The following is a 17,187-nucleotide window of genomic DNA, read 5'->3' on the forward strand; positions in this document are numbered from 1 at the left end:
AAACTATGATTGAAATAGAACGTAAATTTTTAGTAACTTCTCATGCGTTTAAAAACCAAGCGTATTCAAAAACGCATATAGTACAAGGGTTTTTAAGCACCGACAAAGCACGAACAGTTAGAGTAAGACTCAAAGGTGATAGAGGTGTATTGACTGTAAAAGGACCATCTACAAGTGATGGATTATCGCGTTTTGAATGGGAAAAAGACATCGATAAAACAGATGCTGAAGCGCTTTTAAAACTCTGCGAAAAAGGAGTAATTGACAAAATGCGTTATGAGATTAAAGTTGCACAACATATCTTTGAAGTTGATGAATTTTTTGGAGACAATGAAGGTTTAATTATTGCCGAAGTTGAACTAAACTCCAAAGATGAACATTTTGAAAAACCCGATTGGTTAGGAGAAGAAGTAACAGGAGATATTAAATATTATAATTCACAAATAAGCAAAAAACCATACAACACCTGGAAGTTATGAAAAGACTATTACTATTGTGCGTTGTAGCATTATTATATGTTGCATGCAAAGAAGAACCTAAACAAACCACTACTGAAATAGAAGAACCTATTGAAGTTGTTGAGGACTCAATCGTAATTGAAGTAAAGGAAGAGGCAACACCTGAAAAGTCTATTAGTGAGTTAAAAAATGAACTTGCTGAAAAAGGGTTTAAGACCTTTGATTATGTTGATGAAAAAACGCAAGACACTATAATCATGCAACAGTATTTTATTGCTTTTTTAAAGCGAGGTACAATACGAAATCAAAATGAAGAGGAAGCTGCAATTTTACAAGAAGAGCATTTAGCACATTTACAAAAAATGTACGATTTAGGTTATGCTGATATTTCAGGACCTTTTGGTGACGATGGAGATATAAGAGGTATTACCATATATAATGTGCCAACACAAAAAATGGCCGACAGTTTAGCAAATGCAGATCCAATGGTACAAGCAGGACGACTGGAAATTGAAATCCATCCTTGGTGGGCAGCAAAAGGGTTTCCTTTACGATAATAAAAAAAGCCACTCAAAAATGAGTGGCTTTTTTATTTAATTGCAGTTAGTAACTAACCTTTTTATTTGTTTGAGAACGATTCAACCGTTTTCATATTATTAACTTTATACATATCACCAGCTTTAGTAACCGCTTCTTCTAAAGAGCTTGTGGTAACTTTAGCTTCGTCATACTCAACCATTGCTAAATGCTTGTCAAAATCTACAGTAGCAGATTTTACACCTTCCATTTTAGCAAGTTTCTTTTCGATGGTTTTTGCACAACCAATAGCACATGTCATTCCTTCAATACCAAATTCTGCTTTTGCATAAGTAGCATTTGGGTCTAATTTTACTGAAGTTTCTTCAACATTGGTATCTACAGTTTTAACTTCAGGTTTTGCATCGTTTTTACAAGACACTATAAAAAGTGCTAAAACAGAGACAACTAATATATTTTTTATTGTTTTCATAATGAATTAAATTTTTCTCCTTTAGGGTATTTAGTGAATTTTAATCTGAAACAAATCTAATAAATATTGCTGTTTTTAGTGAAATAATTAACGAATTTTGTGATTTACAGCAATATTGCATAAAAAAAACCGAAGTGTATAAACTTCGGTTTTTAAAAAATTATTTAAAGACTTAATTAGTCAAAATCAGCATCAGATACACCTTCGTTGATTTTAACTTCTTTAAGTTTAAACTCAATAACTTGTCCCATTTGACTTCCAGATCTAACTCCAGGAAACTTTAATCCTTCAATTAACTGGTAGTCTTTTAAATCTGTTTCTTGACTTTGAGTTTGACCTTGCATATTAGTTGTTTGAATCTCTTTAACTTTTAATCCAGTTTCAACATCATAAAAATACGCTAGAGAAATTACTTCTCCTGAAACTTCAACTCTATAAGCATCTTTACCATCAATAGACTCAATTCCAGCTAATTTTACATTATCAGCATTAAGCATATTTAATTCTGGGAATAAACCAGCCATAATGCTCATGTCTTTAGCCATATTTTCTGGTAATGGGTTTTTGTTCATTGTAACTTTTTCTTGAGTCATTACAACAGCCATCATAGGGCTACCATTCATAGAAATGCTTTGAGAAGCTTTTCCATCAAGACGTTTTTCTTCACTTACAATAGTTGCTCCCATTGCTGATGCTTCGTAAGAGACTAATATAGAGTTAGTAGATTCAATTTTTGCTTTTCCACCTACAGCTTCTAAATAGTCATTAATAACTTTTTTGACATCTACACCTTCAGGCATTGCTACATCATAGGTTGGTTTTTCAACAGGGTTTGCATATGCATCGTAATATTTAATTGGAATACCTGTTTTTTCAAGGTTTTCTAAAACATCACTTCCTTTACCTACAACTACTACACGAGCATTTTCAGTTTTAAAGTATTTGTTAGATACTCTTTGTACATCTTCAACAGTTACATCGTTGATTTTTTGAAGATAAGTAGTATAAAAATCTTTAGGTAAGTTGTTTAACTTGATGTTTAAAGCATAGTTAGCCACAGTTTGTGGTTGCTCTAATCCCATAATAAAGTTACCAACATATTTTGCCTTAGCGTCTCTAAGTGTTTGTGGGTCTACAGGTTCAGTTTTAATACGATTGATTTCTTTTAATGCTTCAACTACAGCACTATCAGTTACCATGTTTCTAACTTTAGCAGAAGCGTTGAAACGTCCTAAACCATATCTGCTAGCTCCAAGACTAGAGTAAGCTCCATAAGTATATCCATGCTCTTCACGAAGGTTTTTAAACAAATAACCTTCTCCACCACCACCTAAGATGTTGTTTGCAATTAAAGCTGCATGATAATCTTTATCATTCATTTTTAAATCAACATTGTTAGTTACAGTAATGCTTGATTGTGTAGCTGTTGGGAAATCTACAAAATTGATTTGAGTGTATTGCGCATTTGGAGCAGCGGGAAGGACTTTATTAGAAACGTCAATAGATTTTTCCCATCCATCAAAGTGAGCTTCAATTTGCTTTTTAATAGTTCTGTAGTCAATATCACCTATAACAACTAAATAAGCGTTGTTAGGATTAAAGTACTTTTCATAAAAAGCAACTACATCTCCAAAAGTTATATTGTTAATAGTTTCTTCTGTTATGTATTCACCATAAGCATGATTTTTTCCATAAGCTAATACGTTACGTACACGACTACTAATAGCGTCAATACTTTTTTCTTCTTGTTTTAGGCTTTCAATTAGTTTTACTTTTTCTTTTTCAAACTCCTCTTCAGTTAATAAAGGATTAATTGCAGCATCTGCCATTAATTCTAAAACACGATCAGAATATTTTGATAAAGAGCTAGCGAATCCACCACTAAACCCAAAGTTAAGACTAGCACCTAAAAAGTCTATTTCTTCATTAAACTCATCTTTAGAAATAGAAGTAGTACCATTTCCTAACATGCTTCCTAAGATGCTTTCTACACCTGCTTTTTGACCAGTAGCTATTGGGTTGTTGTCAATACGTAATGAATACGATACTCTTGGTAATTTATGATTTTCAACAACCAATACTTTTAATCCGTTTTTTAATTCAAACTCACTAGGAACTTCCAACGAAATTTTTGGTTCTGGTCCTGCTTTAGGTGGCTTAGAACGGTCAATTTGAGCAGTAACACTTACTGTCACAAAAAACAGTACAATTAATACAGATAGTTTTGTTTTCATGTTATTATATATCGTTTTCATCTTAGTTTTCGTCTTTTTGAGGTAAGTATTCCAATTCTACACGCTGATTAGGGCTAAGATATTTTTTTGCCACATCACGAATTTCTTCTCTAGTAATTGATCTGTAAATATCAATTTCTTTATTGATTAAATTTACATCTCCATAAAGTAGGTAGTATGTAGCTAATGAGCTTGCAATACCTGCAATACTTGAGTTAGAGTTTACAAATTGATTTTCAAATTGATTGATAAGTTTTTGGTAATCACGCTCAGAGATTAATTCAGTTTGCATTACAGCAATTTCCTCATCCATTTCAGTTAAAAGTGTTGTTAAATCAACTTCTCCTAATGGAATAGCAAATAAGGCAAATACACTGTAATCCATTTGACCAAGGTTTACAGCTTGTACAGCTAAAGCTTGTTTTTGTTCGTCAACCAACTTTTTGTACAATACAGAACTTTTCCCTCCACTTAAGTAAGAAGAAATCATGTCTAAAACATAAGCATCTCTTGTTCCAAAACCAGGAGTTCTATAAGTAGCTATAATTGCTGGTACTTGGATATTTTTGTCAAATGCTTGAGCTTTGATAGTTTCAGTAATTGGAGTTTCTTTAGGGAAGTTTCTTACTACTTCAGGACCTCTTTTTACTTCACTAAAATAATCGCTAACCATTTTCTTGGTTTTATTAATGTCAATGTCTCCAGCAACAACTAAAACCGCATTATTTGGTCCATAATAATCTTTGAAATATTGATTAAACTCTTCTAAAGTAGAAGCGTCTAAATCTTCCATGTAGCCAATATTTGGGTCTTTGTATGGGTGAACTTTAAACAAGTTAGATCCAATAGCCTCTAAAATTCCACCATAAGGAGCATCATAACGTTGGCGCTTTTCTTCTTTTACAACTTCGTTTTGAGTATCAACACCTACCTGGTCAATAACTGGATGAAGCATTCTTTCAGACTCTAACCATAACCCTAACTCCAATTTATTTGAAGGAAAAATTTCATAGTAGTACGTTCTGTCTTGAGAAGTATTAGCATTAAATGTACCACCATTTGCAGGAATAATTTTCATAAATTCCCCACGCTCAATGTTTTCAGACCCTTCAAATAAAAGGTGCTCAAAAAAGTGAGCAAACCCTGTACGAGGTGCATCAGGAGTTCCTCCAACATCTTTTCCACCTACGTTGTACATAACTGAGGTGATAACAACTGGAGCAGTATTATCTTGATGCAAAATAACGTGCAATCCGTTATCTAGATCAAATTCTTCAAATTCAACTTCTTGTGCAGATGTAGCAAAACCAGCTAATACAAATGCAGCTAAAGTAAATAAGCTTTTTTTCATTGTGAGTTTGTTTTTAGTTTATAATATAAATTGTAAGTCTTCGAGTTGCGAAAAATGTTACAAGTTTCACAAAAATAGTAAATCATACTACGCATTGTGTGAAATAAATGTAAAAAAGAGGCATAAAATTATTTATATACGCAAATTTTCACGAAATTTAAAGGACTTGATTTCAAACATTTATATTATGAAAACATCTTTTTCGGTAGCATTAAAATATGGAATTTTTATTGCGGTAACTTTAATAGCCTATTTTTTGTTTGTAAGATTGTTTAATCTTCATGAGAATATTTGGTTAAGACTTTTTAATGGGCTTATCATGGCCACAGGTATTTATTACGGCATAAAATATTATAAGTTATCTGTTAGTGACAGCTTTACTTATATTGACGGTTTTAAAACAGGATTAATTACAGGTTTTGTAGGAACAGTTGTATTTACAGCTTTTATGGCTATTTACATGTTTCATATTGACCCAAAATTTACTGAAACGCTTTTAGGAGAATGGTTTAGTAACTATGGAGAAGGCACTGGAATCTTAGTGTTTATTATCTTAATTGAAGGATTGGCTTCAACCGTTGTGCTCACCTTAACATTCATGCAATTGCTCAAAAAAAGCTATAATATCTCTCAAAAAGCATAAAAGGTTTGTAGATTAAAGATTTAGGCGTATATTTGCACTCATTTTTGAGTAAAATTATTAACACAAACTTAAACGTTACGCTATGTACGCAATTGTAGAGATAGCAGGGCATCAATTTAAAGTTGAAAAAGACCAAAAAGTTTTTGTTAACCGTTTAGCAACAGAAGAAGGTGAGAAAGTTTCTTTCGATAACGTTCTTTTAATTGGTGATGGTAACAATGTAACTGTAGGCGCCCCAGCTATAGACGGAGCTCAAGTAGGAGCAAAAGTCGTTAAGCACCTAAAAGGTGATAAAGTTATTGTTTTCAAAAAGAAAAGAAGAAAAGGTTACCGTGTAAAAAATGGTCACAGACAAGCCTTATCTGAAATCGTTATTGAAAGCATCGTAGCTTCAGGAGCTAAGCCAGCTAAAAAAGCTGAGAAAGCAGCTCCAAAAAAAGAAACTAAAAAAGCTGAACCTAAAGTAGAAGCTAAAGCTGCACCAAAAAAAGCAGCAGGAAAAGCTGACGATTTAAAGAAAATCGAAGGTATTGGTCCAAAAATCGCTGAAACTTTAATTGAAGCTGGTATTGTAACTTATGCAGATTTAGCTAAAGCTAAACCAGAACAAATTTCAGAAATCATCGCAGACGTTCGTGGTAGTCATGTACCAGACACTTGGCCAAAGCAAGCTAAATTAGCAGCTGATGGAAAATGGGATGAATTAAAAGAATTACAAGACAAATTAGATGGTGGTATAGAAAAATAATTTCTGTATCATTTAATATTAACAATATAAAACCTTAATACAATGGCTCATAAAAAAGGAGTAGGTAGTTCCAAGAACGGTAGAGAATCAGAATCGAAACGATTAGGTGTTAAGATTTTTGGTGGTCAAGCTGCTGTAGCTGGAAACATCATCGTAAGACAAAGAGGTACAGCTCACAATCCAGGAGAGAATGTGTATGCTGGGAAAGACCACACTTTACACGCTAAAGTAGATGGTATTGTAAAGTTTGAAAAGAAAAAAGGTGGTAAATCTTACGTTTCTGTAGAACCTTTCGAGGCTTAAGAAACAGTTCTTTTAAAAAATTAAAGCGGCTAGATGTATTTCTAAGCCGCTTTTTTATTTCATAACATTAACATCATACAAACAATAAGTTTGGGTAACACTTGTAGCGTTTCTTTATAGGTTTATAAAATAGTTTGCATTTTGTCTACTTATAAACAAACCATTACAATATTTGCTTTTTTTTTATCTGTGTCTCTTTGTGCTCAAATGTCAATCAATACTATAAATGAGATCGACACTAAGTTATATGATTTAAAAAAGGAACTTGAGTTGGCTAAAACCAGTTCCAACACTTCAAAAACAGCGCAAGTACATGTTAAACTAGGAGATTTTTTTAGTCGCTTAGAACTCTATAGTGAAGCGATAAAGAACTATCAAGCGTATCTTGATATTCATAAAACTAAAGATTCAGGACTGGTTTATATTCAAAATGCACTTTCAACAATAAACCTTGATTTAAAAAAGTATAGTGAAGCCAGCAAGTATGCGCAAAATAGCTTAACAATTTCTGATGACATAAATTACTCAAGAGGAAAAGCAAAAGCAAATGCTTTGTTGGGTAGTGTAGCTGAAAAACAAGGTAATTATGAAAAGGCTTTAGAATTTCAAAAGTTAAGTCTTTCTATTTTTAATGTGCTAAATGACAGTACAGGTTTAGCAAGCACCAATGAAAATATTGGAAGCATTTATGAAGACTTAGAGCAGTATGACTTAGCATATCAATATTTTAAAACTGCAAATACATTTGCTAAGAATAGTGAAATCGACCTTCAAATTAACATCATTAATAACCTTGGTGATGTCAATCGTAAAACAGGTAATTATAGTAAAGCGCTTGGGTATACTGAGCAAGCTTTAATGCTAGCTCAAAAAACTAATAATGAATCTCAAATAGAAAGTGCTTTAAAAGATTTAGCAAGAACTTATGCTGATTTGGGAGATTATGAAAAAGCATACAGTTACCTTAATAACCAAAGCATAGTTAACGAACAAGAACTTAGACAAAACAATGCCGAAATAGTAAGTGCAATGCAAGTATTATATGAGGTAAAAGAAAAGGAAGCCGAAGTTAAACTTCTAAACAAACAAAACCAGATTAATAAAGTAAGACAGTATATTATCTTAACTATTACTGGAGCCATTATTTTAGCGCTTATAGTTGGGTTTTTGTACTGGAAAAAGAGACGAAAACACGAGAAACATATTTTAGAATATCAACAACAGTTACTGCAAGCCGACTTAGACAAAAAAACAGCCGAAGAACAAGCTCTAAAACGCGAAATAGATATAAAAGTGTCTTCGTTAACTAATTATAGTTTACACATTGCACATAAAAACAAAATGCTTTCTGATGTTTCAAAAACACTTACCAAATTAAAAGGAAGAAATAGTGAGCTAGTAAAAACCAAATTACAAGAACTAGCAAGTGAAATTGAAGCTGACTTAAACAATAATAATGAGTGGACAGAACTTATGGGTTATTTTGGTCAAATTCATCCAGCGTTTTTTAAAATTTTAAAACAATCGGCTTTAGAAAAGTTGTCTTCTTCTGAAATGCGCTTATGCTTATTACTAAGATTAAATTTATCATCTAAAGAAATCGCAGAGATACTTCGTATTACTTCTGATAGTGTTAGAATTGCTCGATACAGACTAAGAAAAAAATTACCGTTAGACTCCAAAGACGATTTGCAAGCCTACTTACTCAATTTATAGGAAATGTTTTCCAAATCTTTATCGAGTGTTAAGTAATTGTAAATGTTGCTATGTTTTATAGTTGTTTTTCAAGGGTTAGTTACTATTTGTTAACACATTCTAAAGCTACAAAACATGGCTTAGGTCTAGTTTTGTCTAAAACAAAATTAACCTATCAATGAAACATTTATTTACTTTACTATTATTTATATCTGTATCCTTTTATGGGTTTTCTCAGTCAGGAAATCTACAAGGTATTATAACAGATGACAACGGAATTACAGTTCCAGGAGCAACTGTAATGATTGAAGAGCTTAAAAAAGCTGTCGTTTCCGATTTTGACGGTAAATTTACTATGGTAGATATACCTGAAGGCACGTATAACCTTTTAATTAAATATTTGGGTTATGCCGATTTTAAGCAAGAAGTAACAGTGACTGCTTCTCAAACAACAGAATTGAACATTACACTAACTTCTAAAAGCACTGAGCTTGATGAAGTAGAAGTTGTGGCTTATGGTTTTGGAAGTCAAGCCAGAGCACTAAACACTCAAAAAAATAAAACAAACATTACTAATATTGTATCAACTGATCAAATTGGTAAATTCCCAGATGCCAATATTGGAGATGCAGTAAAGCGTATTCCTGGTATTACAATGCAGGTTGACCAAGGTGAAGCGCGTAACATTATTGTTCGTGGTCTTTCTCCTCAATTAAATTCAGTAACATTAAACGGAAGCAGAATTCCTTCGGCTGAAGGCGATAACCGTAACGTACAAATGGATTTAATTCCTTCAGACATGATCCAAACTATTGAGGTAAACAAAGCAGTTACTCCTGATATGGATGGAGATGCTCTTGGTGGTTCGGTAAACCTTATTACTAAAACGTCACCTCAAGGATTCCGTTTATCTGCAACAGCAGGTTCTGGTATTAACTTTATTACTGACAAGAGAATTTTAAACGGATCTTTCTTAGTAGGAGACCGTAGCAAAAACAATAAGTTTGGATGGATGGTTTCAGCATCTATCAACGATAACGACTTTGGAAGTGACAATGTTGAAGCAGAGTGGACTGATGAGTTTGAGTTTAACAATGGAGATGAAGATAACCTTGAAGAAGTTGACGTAAACCCTTATGCAAACGTATTTGAAATTAGAGAGTATTTAGTGCAACGTGTGCGCAGAAGTTTTTCAGCTAATTTAGATTATAAGTTAGATAAGAATAACACAGTTTACTTTAAATCTATCTATAACTGGAGAGATGATAGAGAAAACCGCTTTAGGTTAGAGCACGAAATTTTAGATGGTGAAGATATTGGAGCAGGAGATTTTTCGGTTGATGCTAATGGAAACTTAACGATGTTTCCTGTAGAAGCTAAGCGTCAATCAAAAGGAGGAATTGACAGCAAGCGAAATAAAAATGCAAGATTAGAAGACCAACGTATGCAAAACTACAGCTTAGGTGGTGAGCACTTGTTTGGTAAAGTTCAAATGGATTGGATGGCTTCGTTTTCAAAAGCTTCAGAAGAGCGTTTAAATGAGCGTTATTTAGAGTATGAAAGTGAATATGCAGTTAACTTTAATAATAATCAAGACAAACCATTGTTTTCACCTGTAAGTGCAACTGATGCTAATTATGAAGATTTTGAGTTTGGTGAATTAACTGAAGAAAACCAATATACCGAAGAAAAAGACTTTAACTTATTTGTTAATGCACAAGTACCAATGTCTGTTGTAAACGGTAGAGATGGGTTCTTAAAATTTGGAGCAAAAACCAGATTAAAAAATAAAAATCGTGAAAACGATTTTACAGAATATAGTGACGAGACTGGAGCTTTGGAGTTTTTAGGAATGGTACCAACAAGAAACTATTCTGATTCTGATTTTCTTGCAGGTGGTCAATACCAAGTAGGTAATTTTGCAAGCCCTGAATTTTTAGGAGGTCTAAACTTAAATGACTCTAACTTGTTTGAAGCTGAAAACCTTCCAGAAGAATATATTACTGCAAACTTTGATGTAAACGAAAACGTATATGCTGGTTACGCAATGTTAAACCAAGATTTATCAGATAAGTTAAGCGTATTAGCAGGTGTAAGATTGGAGCACACTTCTATTGAAAGTGAAGGAAATGAACTTGAGTTTGATACTGAAGGAGATATTTCAGGGATTAACGTTGTAAAAGACAAAAACTCATATACTAATATTTTACCAGGTGTTCATTTTAAGTATAACCTTAACGACAACACAATATTACGTTTTGCGTGGACGAATACTTTAGCTAGACCTAATTATGTTGATTTAGTACCTTATAGAGAAATCAATAACGAAGACGAAGAAATTTTCTTAGGAAACTCTGAGTTAGACCCAACAACATCTATGAACTTTGATGTTATGGCTGAGCACTATTTTAAATCAGTAGGTATCATTTCAGGAGGATTATTCTATAAAGATATTCAAGATTTTGTGTACACTTTCCAAAGTGAAAACGAAGATGGATTCGAAGTATACCAGCCATTAAATGGTGACGATGCATCAGTATTTGGAGCTGAGGTTTCTTTTCAACGTCGTTTAGATTTCCTTCCAGGATTTGCAAAGAACTTTAGTGTTTACTTAAACTATACGTACTTAACATCTAGTACAGATGGTATTCGTAATGAAGATGGTGAAGAGCGTACAGACTTAGATTTACCACAAACAGCACCTAACATGTTCAATGGTTCTTTAGGGTATGCAGGTAAAAACTTTAGTTTACGTTTATCAGCTAACTATTCAGATGCTTACATTGATGAAATTGGTGGAAATGCGTTTGAAGATAGATATTATGATGAGCAACTTTTCTTAGATTTTAATGCAAATGTTGCTATCAACAAAAACTTGAGTTTATACCTTAACATCAACAACATTACCAACCAACCATTACGTTATTATCAAGGTGTAAGTAGTAGAACTATGCAAATGGAATACTACGAAAAGCGTTTAACATTTGGTTTAAAGTATGATTTGTTTAAGAAGTAAGAAGATGAAGAACACATTTATATTAGGCGCTATTGCTTTAGTACTGTTTTCTTGTGGAAACGGATTACCAGAAGTTGCGCCAACACTAAAAACCGAAAAACTACCACACGATAGTGATGATCCAGCAATATGGATAAATCGTGAAAATCCTGAGCAAAGTATTGTCTTTGGAACCGATAAAGATGAGGTAAATGGAGGTGTTTATGCTTTTGATTTAGACGGAAAAATTATAAAAGAAAAAAGCCTTACAGGAATTAGCTATCCTAATAATGTTGATATAGAGTATGGTTTTAAATTGACTGATTCTACTGAAACAGATATTATGATGTTTACTGAAAGAGAGAAAAACCAAATCCGTTTATACTCAGTTCCAGATATGAAACCTTTAGATAATGGAGGTTATAAAGTGTTTACTGATGAAACCAATATTGAAATGAAAAGACCTATGGGAATTTCAATCTATAAAAACCCAAAAACAGGTGAAGTTTCAGCATTTGTAAGCAGAAAAGCAGGACCAACTCAAGGCTATCTTTATCAATATGCTTTGGTAAGTGATTCATTGGGAGTACATGCTAATTTATTGAGAAAGCTAGGAACTTTTAGTGGACAAAAAGAAATTGAAGCTATTGCTGTTGACGATGCTTTAGGATATGTGTATTATTCTGATGAAGGTGTTGGAATTAGAAAATACCATGCTGATCCAAAACAAGGAGATAAAGAAATAGCATTGTTTGGTAGTGAGTATTTTAAAGATGATATTGAAGGTATTGCTATAGCAACTTACGGTGGAGATAATGGATTTTTAATTGTGTCTAACCAGCAAGATCACAGCTTCAATATTTTTAAAAGAAGTGATAATAGTTTTGTTAAAACGATAAACTTAGGAACGATAGAAACCGATGGTTGCGATGTAGTAACAGAATCCCTTGGTAAAAAGTTTCCAAACGGATTGTTTGTATCTATGAATGACCAACAGGACTTTTTCTATCACGCCTTAGATTCTCTAAAGTTAAAATAATCGCTGAGTTATTTTTTTAAATTGATTAAGAGCCCTTTCCTAATTTTTTGGAAAGGGTTTTTTATTATACAATTTCCATCTTTTTCAATAAGAAACTCGCGTTCATGTTTTGGCAAACGCCTTTCTTTAGTTTGTAATCAAAAAAGAGTTCGTCGTTTTTAATTTCAGCATCAAAGTAATAGTTTTTTACGGCCTCTAATTCGGTTTCAATTTCGGTAAGACTTAAATCGTGCGTAGCAATAATTCCTGTTGCTTTTTGACCCACTAATTTTTCTACAAACTTTCTTGAGCCAATGGCTTTGTCAGTAGAATTGGTACCTTTTAAGATTTCATCTAAAATCACAAAATAGTTTTTATCTTCAGCAATAGTGTCTACAATAAATTTTAGTCGTGTTAATTCACTAAAAAAGTATGAACTATCATCTGTCAACGAATCTGTAGTACGCATACTTGTAATGAGTTTAATCGGCTTGTATTTACTTGTTTTCGCACAAATAGGCAAACCAACATTTGCCATAACTATATGAAGCGCAACAGTTCTTAAAAACGTACTTTTACCTGCCATATTTGCACCTGTAACGATAAAAAACTGCTCTCGTAACAATTCTAAATCGCTATCAATTCTTTTTTCAGCATTCAACAAAGGATGTCCTAAACTATCTGCTTTAATTGTAATATTTTCTGAAGTAATTTCAGGATAACTAAAGTCTTGATGATTGTAAGCGTAGTTACCTAAAGTGTTGTACGCATCAAAAAACGTCACCACTTCAAACCAATCCTCAACCTTGTGCGCATACTTGATTATCCATTGCTCTATGCGATACGTTTGCCTTATATCCCAAAGCAAATACCCATTTCCAAAAATGGCTGAGATAAAGTTATTTCGGTTATCTAAGGCGTCTAAAGCTTTTGAGAATTTTGTAAATATTTGTGAGGCTTTTTCACCTTCGGATTGTATTTTTTGTTGCTGTTGTTGCAATAACTCAGACTGAAATTCTTTCTGTTCAATTTCTTTCAGTAATAAAGCATATTGTCTAAACGAATCCTTAGCTTTTTCGGTGTTTTGGGCAACATTATTGATTGATTTTAAAAATCTTCCAGTAATCGCTAAGCCTAAAAGCAGCCAATATCCAGCATATTTTATTGGAATAATTTCAGTAAAACCTAAGACCAACAGCGCTACTGAAGCTACACTAAAACTTATTGTTAACCAATATATTGTTGCGTTTAAAAATGGTTTGTAATCCTTTAGCCATTCAATAATGGATTTTGCAGAATGTTCCACTTTTACACCTTGAGCTACACCAGAATAATATTGCCTCCATTGAGGCTCATTAGCTAATTCTTTAATCGCATTTTGTCGTGCTTCTATATTAGTAATATCGTTTGCCAACAAACAATTAACAAGCGATTGCGTGCCTTCATTTATAGTTGTTCTGTTGATGTATTGAAAGAAAGAACCTCTTCCAAACAAATCGATATCTAAACTATAGGCATGAGCAGGATTTTGAAATACTTTTCCATCTGCTCTATCATGAAAATCGCCAAAAGCTATTTTAATTTCATCTTCATTAATAGTGGCTAAACGTTTGTGTAGTTCGCGTTTGGTTTTAAGATCTGTATGTCTGGATAATAAAAACAGAAACACAGCAATGCCAACCACAGCTATAATTGCTGCAACTTGCCAGTTTTGATAGGTTAGATAGATACCAAAGACAGCCAACAAAAATACAGTAAGCCTAAGCACACTGTATAATCCCATTTGTTTATAAATGCGTTTTGATTCTGATTTATGCTGCTCTAACTGAGTTCTGTAAAATTTATTTGGGTCTTGCATTTAAATTTTTATTCAAAATAAAATCCCAAGATATAAATTTACCTTGGGATTTTTTGATTTTATATACGTTTGCAGACTTCGACAAGCTCAGTCTGACAGCTTCAGTTTTAGCCTTTAAAAGCCGCTTTTAAGTATTCGCGGTTCATACGAGCAATGTTTTCAAGAGAAATACCTTTTGGACACTCCACTTCACATGCACCTGTATTAGTACAGTTACCAAAGCCTTCTTCGTCCATTTGCTTCACCATGTTTAGTACACGATCAGTTGCTTCAACTTGACCTTGTGGTAATAATGCAAACTGTGATACTTTAGCACCAACAAATAGCATTGCTGACGAGTTTTTACAACTCGCTACACAAGCACCACATCCAATACATGTTGCAGCAGCAAAGGCATCATCTGCATCGTGCTTATTTACAGGAATGGCATTAGCATCAATCGTATTACCAGAGGTATTTACAGAAATAAATCCACCTGCATGCTGTACACGATCAAAAGCACTTCTATCTACAACTAAATCCTTAATTACAGGGAAAGCTGTTGCTCTAAATGGCTCTATTGTAATAGTGTCACCATCCTTAAACATACGCATGTGTAACTGACATGTTGTTACACCACGATCAGGACCATGTGCTTCTCCATTGATATATAGAGAACACATACCACAAATACCTTCACGACAGTCATGGTCGAAAGCTACAGGTTGCTCACCTTGCTCAATAAGTTGTTCGTTTAAAACATCTAACATTTCAAGGAAAGACATATCTGGTGAAATATCACTTACTGGATAATCTACCATTTTTCCTTTATCGCTTGCGTTCTTCTGACGCCAAATTTTTAACGTTAAATTCATAGTCTTTCTTATTTATACGAACGTTGTTTTAATTCAATATCTTTAAATTCCAAGTCTTCTTTATGAAGCACTGCATCTTTAGGTTCTCCTTTGTATTCCCAAGCTGCTACATACGTAAAGTTTTCGTCATCACGTTTTGCTTCACCTTTTTGAGGACCGTCTTCTTCAACAGATTCTTCTCTAAAGTGACCTCCACAAGATTCTGTTCTGTGTAAAGCATCTTTAGCAAATAATTCTCCTAATTCTAAAAAGTCTGCAACACGACCTGCTTTTGCAAGTTCTTCGTTGTATTCATCAGCTGTTCCTGGAACTTTTACATCTGCCCAGAACTCTTTACGAAGTGTTGAAATCTCTTCAATAGCTTCTTTTAATCCTTTTTCGTTACGAGACATTCCTACTTTGTTCCACATGATTTTTCCTAATTTCTTGTGGAAATAATCTACAGAATGTGATCCGTTATTGTTGATTAAACTTGCTATTCTATCTTTTACATTTTTCTCTGCTTCTTCAAACTCTTTAGAGTCTGTAGAAATAGGTCCTGTTCTAATATCATCAGCTAAATAATCTCCAATGGTGTATGGTAATACAAAGTAACCATCAGCTAAACCTTGCATTAATGCCGAAGCACCAAGACGGTTAGCACCATGATCAGAGAAGTTAGCTTCACCAATTGCATATAATCCAGGTACGGTTGTCATTAAGTTATAATCTACCCAAATTCCTCCCATGGTATAGTGTACCGCAGGATAAATCATCATTGGTGTTTCGTATGGGTTTTGATCTACGATTTTTTCGTACATCTGGAATAAGTTACCATACTTAACTCTTACAACTTCTTGACCTAATTTTTTAACCAGAGCAGCATCGTTTTCATCTAAACCTTTAATGTGCGCTTGTTCTTTTCCGTAACGTTGAATTGCCGAAGCAAAATCTAAATAAACAGCTTCACCAGTTGCATTTACTCCGTAACCAGCATCGCAACGCTCTTTAGCTGCACGAGAAGCAACATCACGAGGTACAAGGTTACCAAACGCTGGATAACGACGCTCTAGGTAATAATCTCTATCTTCTTCAGCTATTTGTGTTGGTTTTAATTGACCAGCTCTAATAGCTTCTACATCTTTCATGTGTTTTGGTACCCAAATACGACCATCATTTCTTAAAGATTCAGACATTAACGTTAGTTTAGACTGATGATCTCCAGAAACCGGAATACATGTTGGGTGAATTTGTGTATAACAAGGGTTAGCGAAGTAAGCACCACGTTTGTGCGCTTTCCAAGCTGCCGTAACATTACTTCCCATCGCATTAGTTGATAAGAAGAATACGTTACCATAACCACCTGTTCCTAAAACAACAGCGTGCGCTGAATGTCTTTCTATTTCTCCTGTAATTAAGTTACGTGTTATAATTCCACGTGCTTTACCATCAACGATAACAACATCTAGCATTTCGTGACGGTTGTACATTTTTATTTTTCCACGACCAATTTGGCGGTTCATAGCAGAGTAAGCACCTAATAATAACTGCTGACCTGTTTGACCTGCTGCATAAAACGTACGCGATACTAATACACCACCAAAAGAACGGTTGTCTAAAAGTCCACCATACTCACGTGCAAAAGGCACACCTTGTGCCACACATTGGTCAATAATATTTGCTGAAACCTCAGCCAAACGGTATACGTTTGCTTCACGAGAACGGTAATCTCCACCTTTTACAGTATCGTAAAATAATCGGTATGTAGAATCACCATCACCTTGATAGTTTTTTGCTGCATTAATACCACCTTGAGCCGCAATAGAGTGCGCACGTCTTGGTGAATCTTGAAAGCAAAATGCTTTTACATTGTAGCCTAGCTCTGCTAAAGTTGCAGCAGCAGAACCACCTGCTAATCCTGTACCAACAACAATAACATCAATAAGACGCTTGTTTGCTGGGTTAACAAGATTGATATGATTTTTATAATTTGTCCATTTGTCTGCAATTGGACCTTGAGGTATTTTAGAATCTAAAGCCAT

14 protein-coding genes are annotated in these 17,187 nt (G+C 33.8%); 8 read left to right on the forward strand and 6 right to left on the reverse strand.

Translation table 11 applies throughout. The features are described from left to right. Positions 1–5 precede the first annotated feature (5 nt). Both DMZ43_RS04965 and DMZ43_RS04970 read left to right on the forward strand, forming a co-directional pair. Complete coding sequence (locus DMZ43_RS04965) at positions 6–479, forward strand: CYTH domain-containing protein (RefSeq protein WP_131506470.1); 474 nt, start codon at positions 6–8, stop codon at positions 477–479. Beyond that, complete coding sequence (locus tag DMZ43_RS04970; RefSeq protein WP_131506471.1) at positions 476–1,015, forward strand: YciI family protein; 540 nt, start codon at positions 476–478, stop codon at positions 1,013–1,015. The genes DMZ43_RS04965 and DMZ43_RS04970 overlap by 4 nt, the downstream gene beginning before the upstream one ends. Before the next feature lie 62 nt (positions 1,016–1,077). Here DMZ43_RS04970 and DMZ43_RS04975 read toward each other — a convergent pair whose 3' ends face one another. From DMZ43_RS04975 to DMZ43_RS04985, 3 genes are all read right to left on the reverse strand, one after another. Then, positions 1,078–1,467, reverse strand: coding sequence for a heavy metal-associated domain-containing protein (locus DMZ43_RS04975; protein WP_131506472.1), 390 nt, complete (start codon positions 1,465–1,467; stop codon positions 1,078–1,080). A 176-nt stretch (positions 1,468–1,643) separates the two neighbouring features. Beyond that, on the reverse strand, positions 1,644–3,701 hold the full coding sequence (locus tag DMZ43_RS04980) for a pitrilysin family protein (RefSeq protein WP_131506473.1): 2,058 nt from the start codon (positions 3,699–3,701) through the stop codon (positions 1,644–1,646). Between the two features lie 22 nt (positions 3,702–3,723). Continuing rightward, positions 3,724–5,052 carry a pitrilysin family protein gene (locus tag DMZ43_RS04985; protein WP_131506474.1) on the reverse strand — a complete coding sequence of 443 codons (1,329 nt, stop codon included), beginning with the start codon at positions 5,050–5,052 and terminating at the stop codon, positions 3,724–3,726. A gap of 187 nt (positions 5,053–5,239) precedes the next feature. Between DMZ43_RS04985 and DMZ43_RS04990 the strand changes: the two genes are divergently transcribed. The 6 genes from DMZ43_RS04990 (at position 5,240) to DMZ43_RS05015 (ending at position 12,475) form a co-directional block, all read left to right on the forward strand. Continuing rightward, a complete protein-coding gene (locus DMZ43_RS04990; RefSeq protein WP_131506475.1) occupies positions 5,240–5,695 on the forward strand; it encodes a DUF4199 domain-containing protein in 456 nt (151 codons plus the stop codon). A gap of 82 nt (positions 5,696–5,777) precedes the next feature. After that, positions 5,778–6,443, forward strand: coding sequence for a 50S ribosomal protein L21 (gene rplU, locus DMZ43_RS04995; protein ID WP_131506476.1), 666 nt, complete (start codon positions 5,778–5,780; stop codon positions 6,441–6,443). 42 nt (positions 6,444–6,485) lie between these two features. Beyond that, the gene (gene rpmA / locus DMZ43_RS05000; protein WP_129759897.1) at positions 6,486–6,746 is read left to right on the forward strand and encodes a 50S ribosomal protein L27; all 261 of its coding nucleotides are present in this window, start codon (positions 6,486–6,488) and stop codon (positions 6,744–6,746) included. Between the two features lie 141 nt (positions 6,747–6,887). After that, positions 6,888–8,462, forward strand: a complete 1,575-nt coding sequence (locus DMZ43_RS05005; RefSeq protein WP_131506477.1) for a tetratricopeptide repeat protein — start codon at positions 6,888–6,890, stop codon at positions 8,460–8,462. 157 nt (positions 8,463–8,619) lie between these two features. Beyond that, positions 8,620–11,457: a TonB-dependent receptor gene (locus DMZ43_RS05010; protein ID WP_131506478.1), complete on the forward strand. Its 2,838-nt coding sequence runs from the start codon at positions 8,620–8,622 to the stop codon at positions 11,455–11,457. A gap of 4 nt (positions 11,458–11,461) precedes the next feature. After that, positions 11,462–12,475 carry a phytase gene (locus DMZ43_RS05015; RefSeq protein ID WP_131506479.1) on the forward strand — a complete coding sequence of 338 codons (1,014 nt, stop codon included), beginning with the start codon at positions 11,462–11,464 and terminating at the stop codon, positions 12,473–12,475. Positions 12,476–12,539: 64 nt separating this feature from the next. Here DMZ43_RS05015 and DMZ43_RS05020 read toward each other — a convergent pair whose 3' ends face one another. The 3 genes from DMZ43_RS05020 to DMZ43_RS05030 form a co-directional block, all read right to left on the reverse strand. Further along, positions 12,540–14,312, reverse strand: coding sequence for a DNA mismatch repair protein MutS (locus DMZ43_RS05020; protein WP_131506480.1), 1,773 nt, complete (start codon positions 14,310–14,312; stop codon positions 12,540–12,542). Between the two features lie 107 nt (positions 14,313–14,419). Continuing rightward, entirely contained in the window at positions 14,420–15,166 is a 747-nt protein-coding gene (locus tag DMZ43_RS05025) for a succinate dehydrogenase/fumarate reductase iron-sulfur subunit (protein ID WP_129759902.1), read from the reverse strand. Positions 15,167–15,174: 8 nt separating this feature from the next. Next, complete coding sequence (locus DMZ43_RS05030; RefSeq protein WP_131506481.1) at positions 15,175–17,187, reverse strand: fumarate reductase/succinate dehydrogenase flavoprotein subunit; 2,013 nt, start codon at positions 17,185–17,187, stop codon at positions 15,175–15,177.

Source organism: Meridianimaribacter sp. CL38 (assembly GCF_004328055.1).
Classification (GTDB): domain Bacteria; phylum Bacteroidota; class Bacteroidia; order Flavobacteriales; family Flavobacteriaceae; genus Gaetbulibacter_B; species Gaetbulibacter_B jejuensis.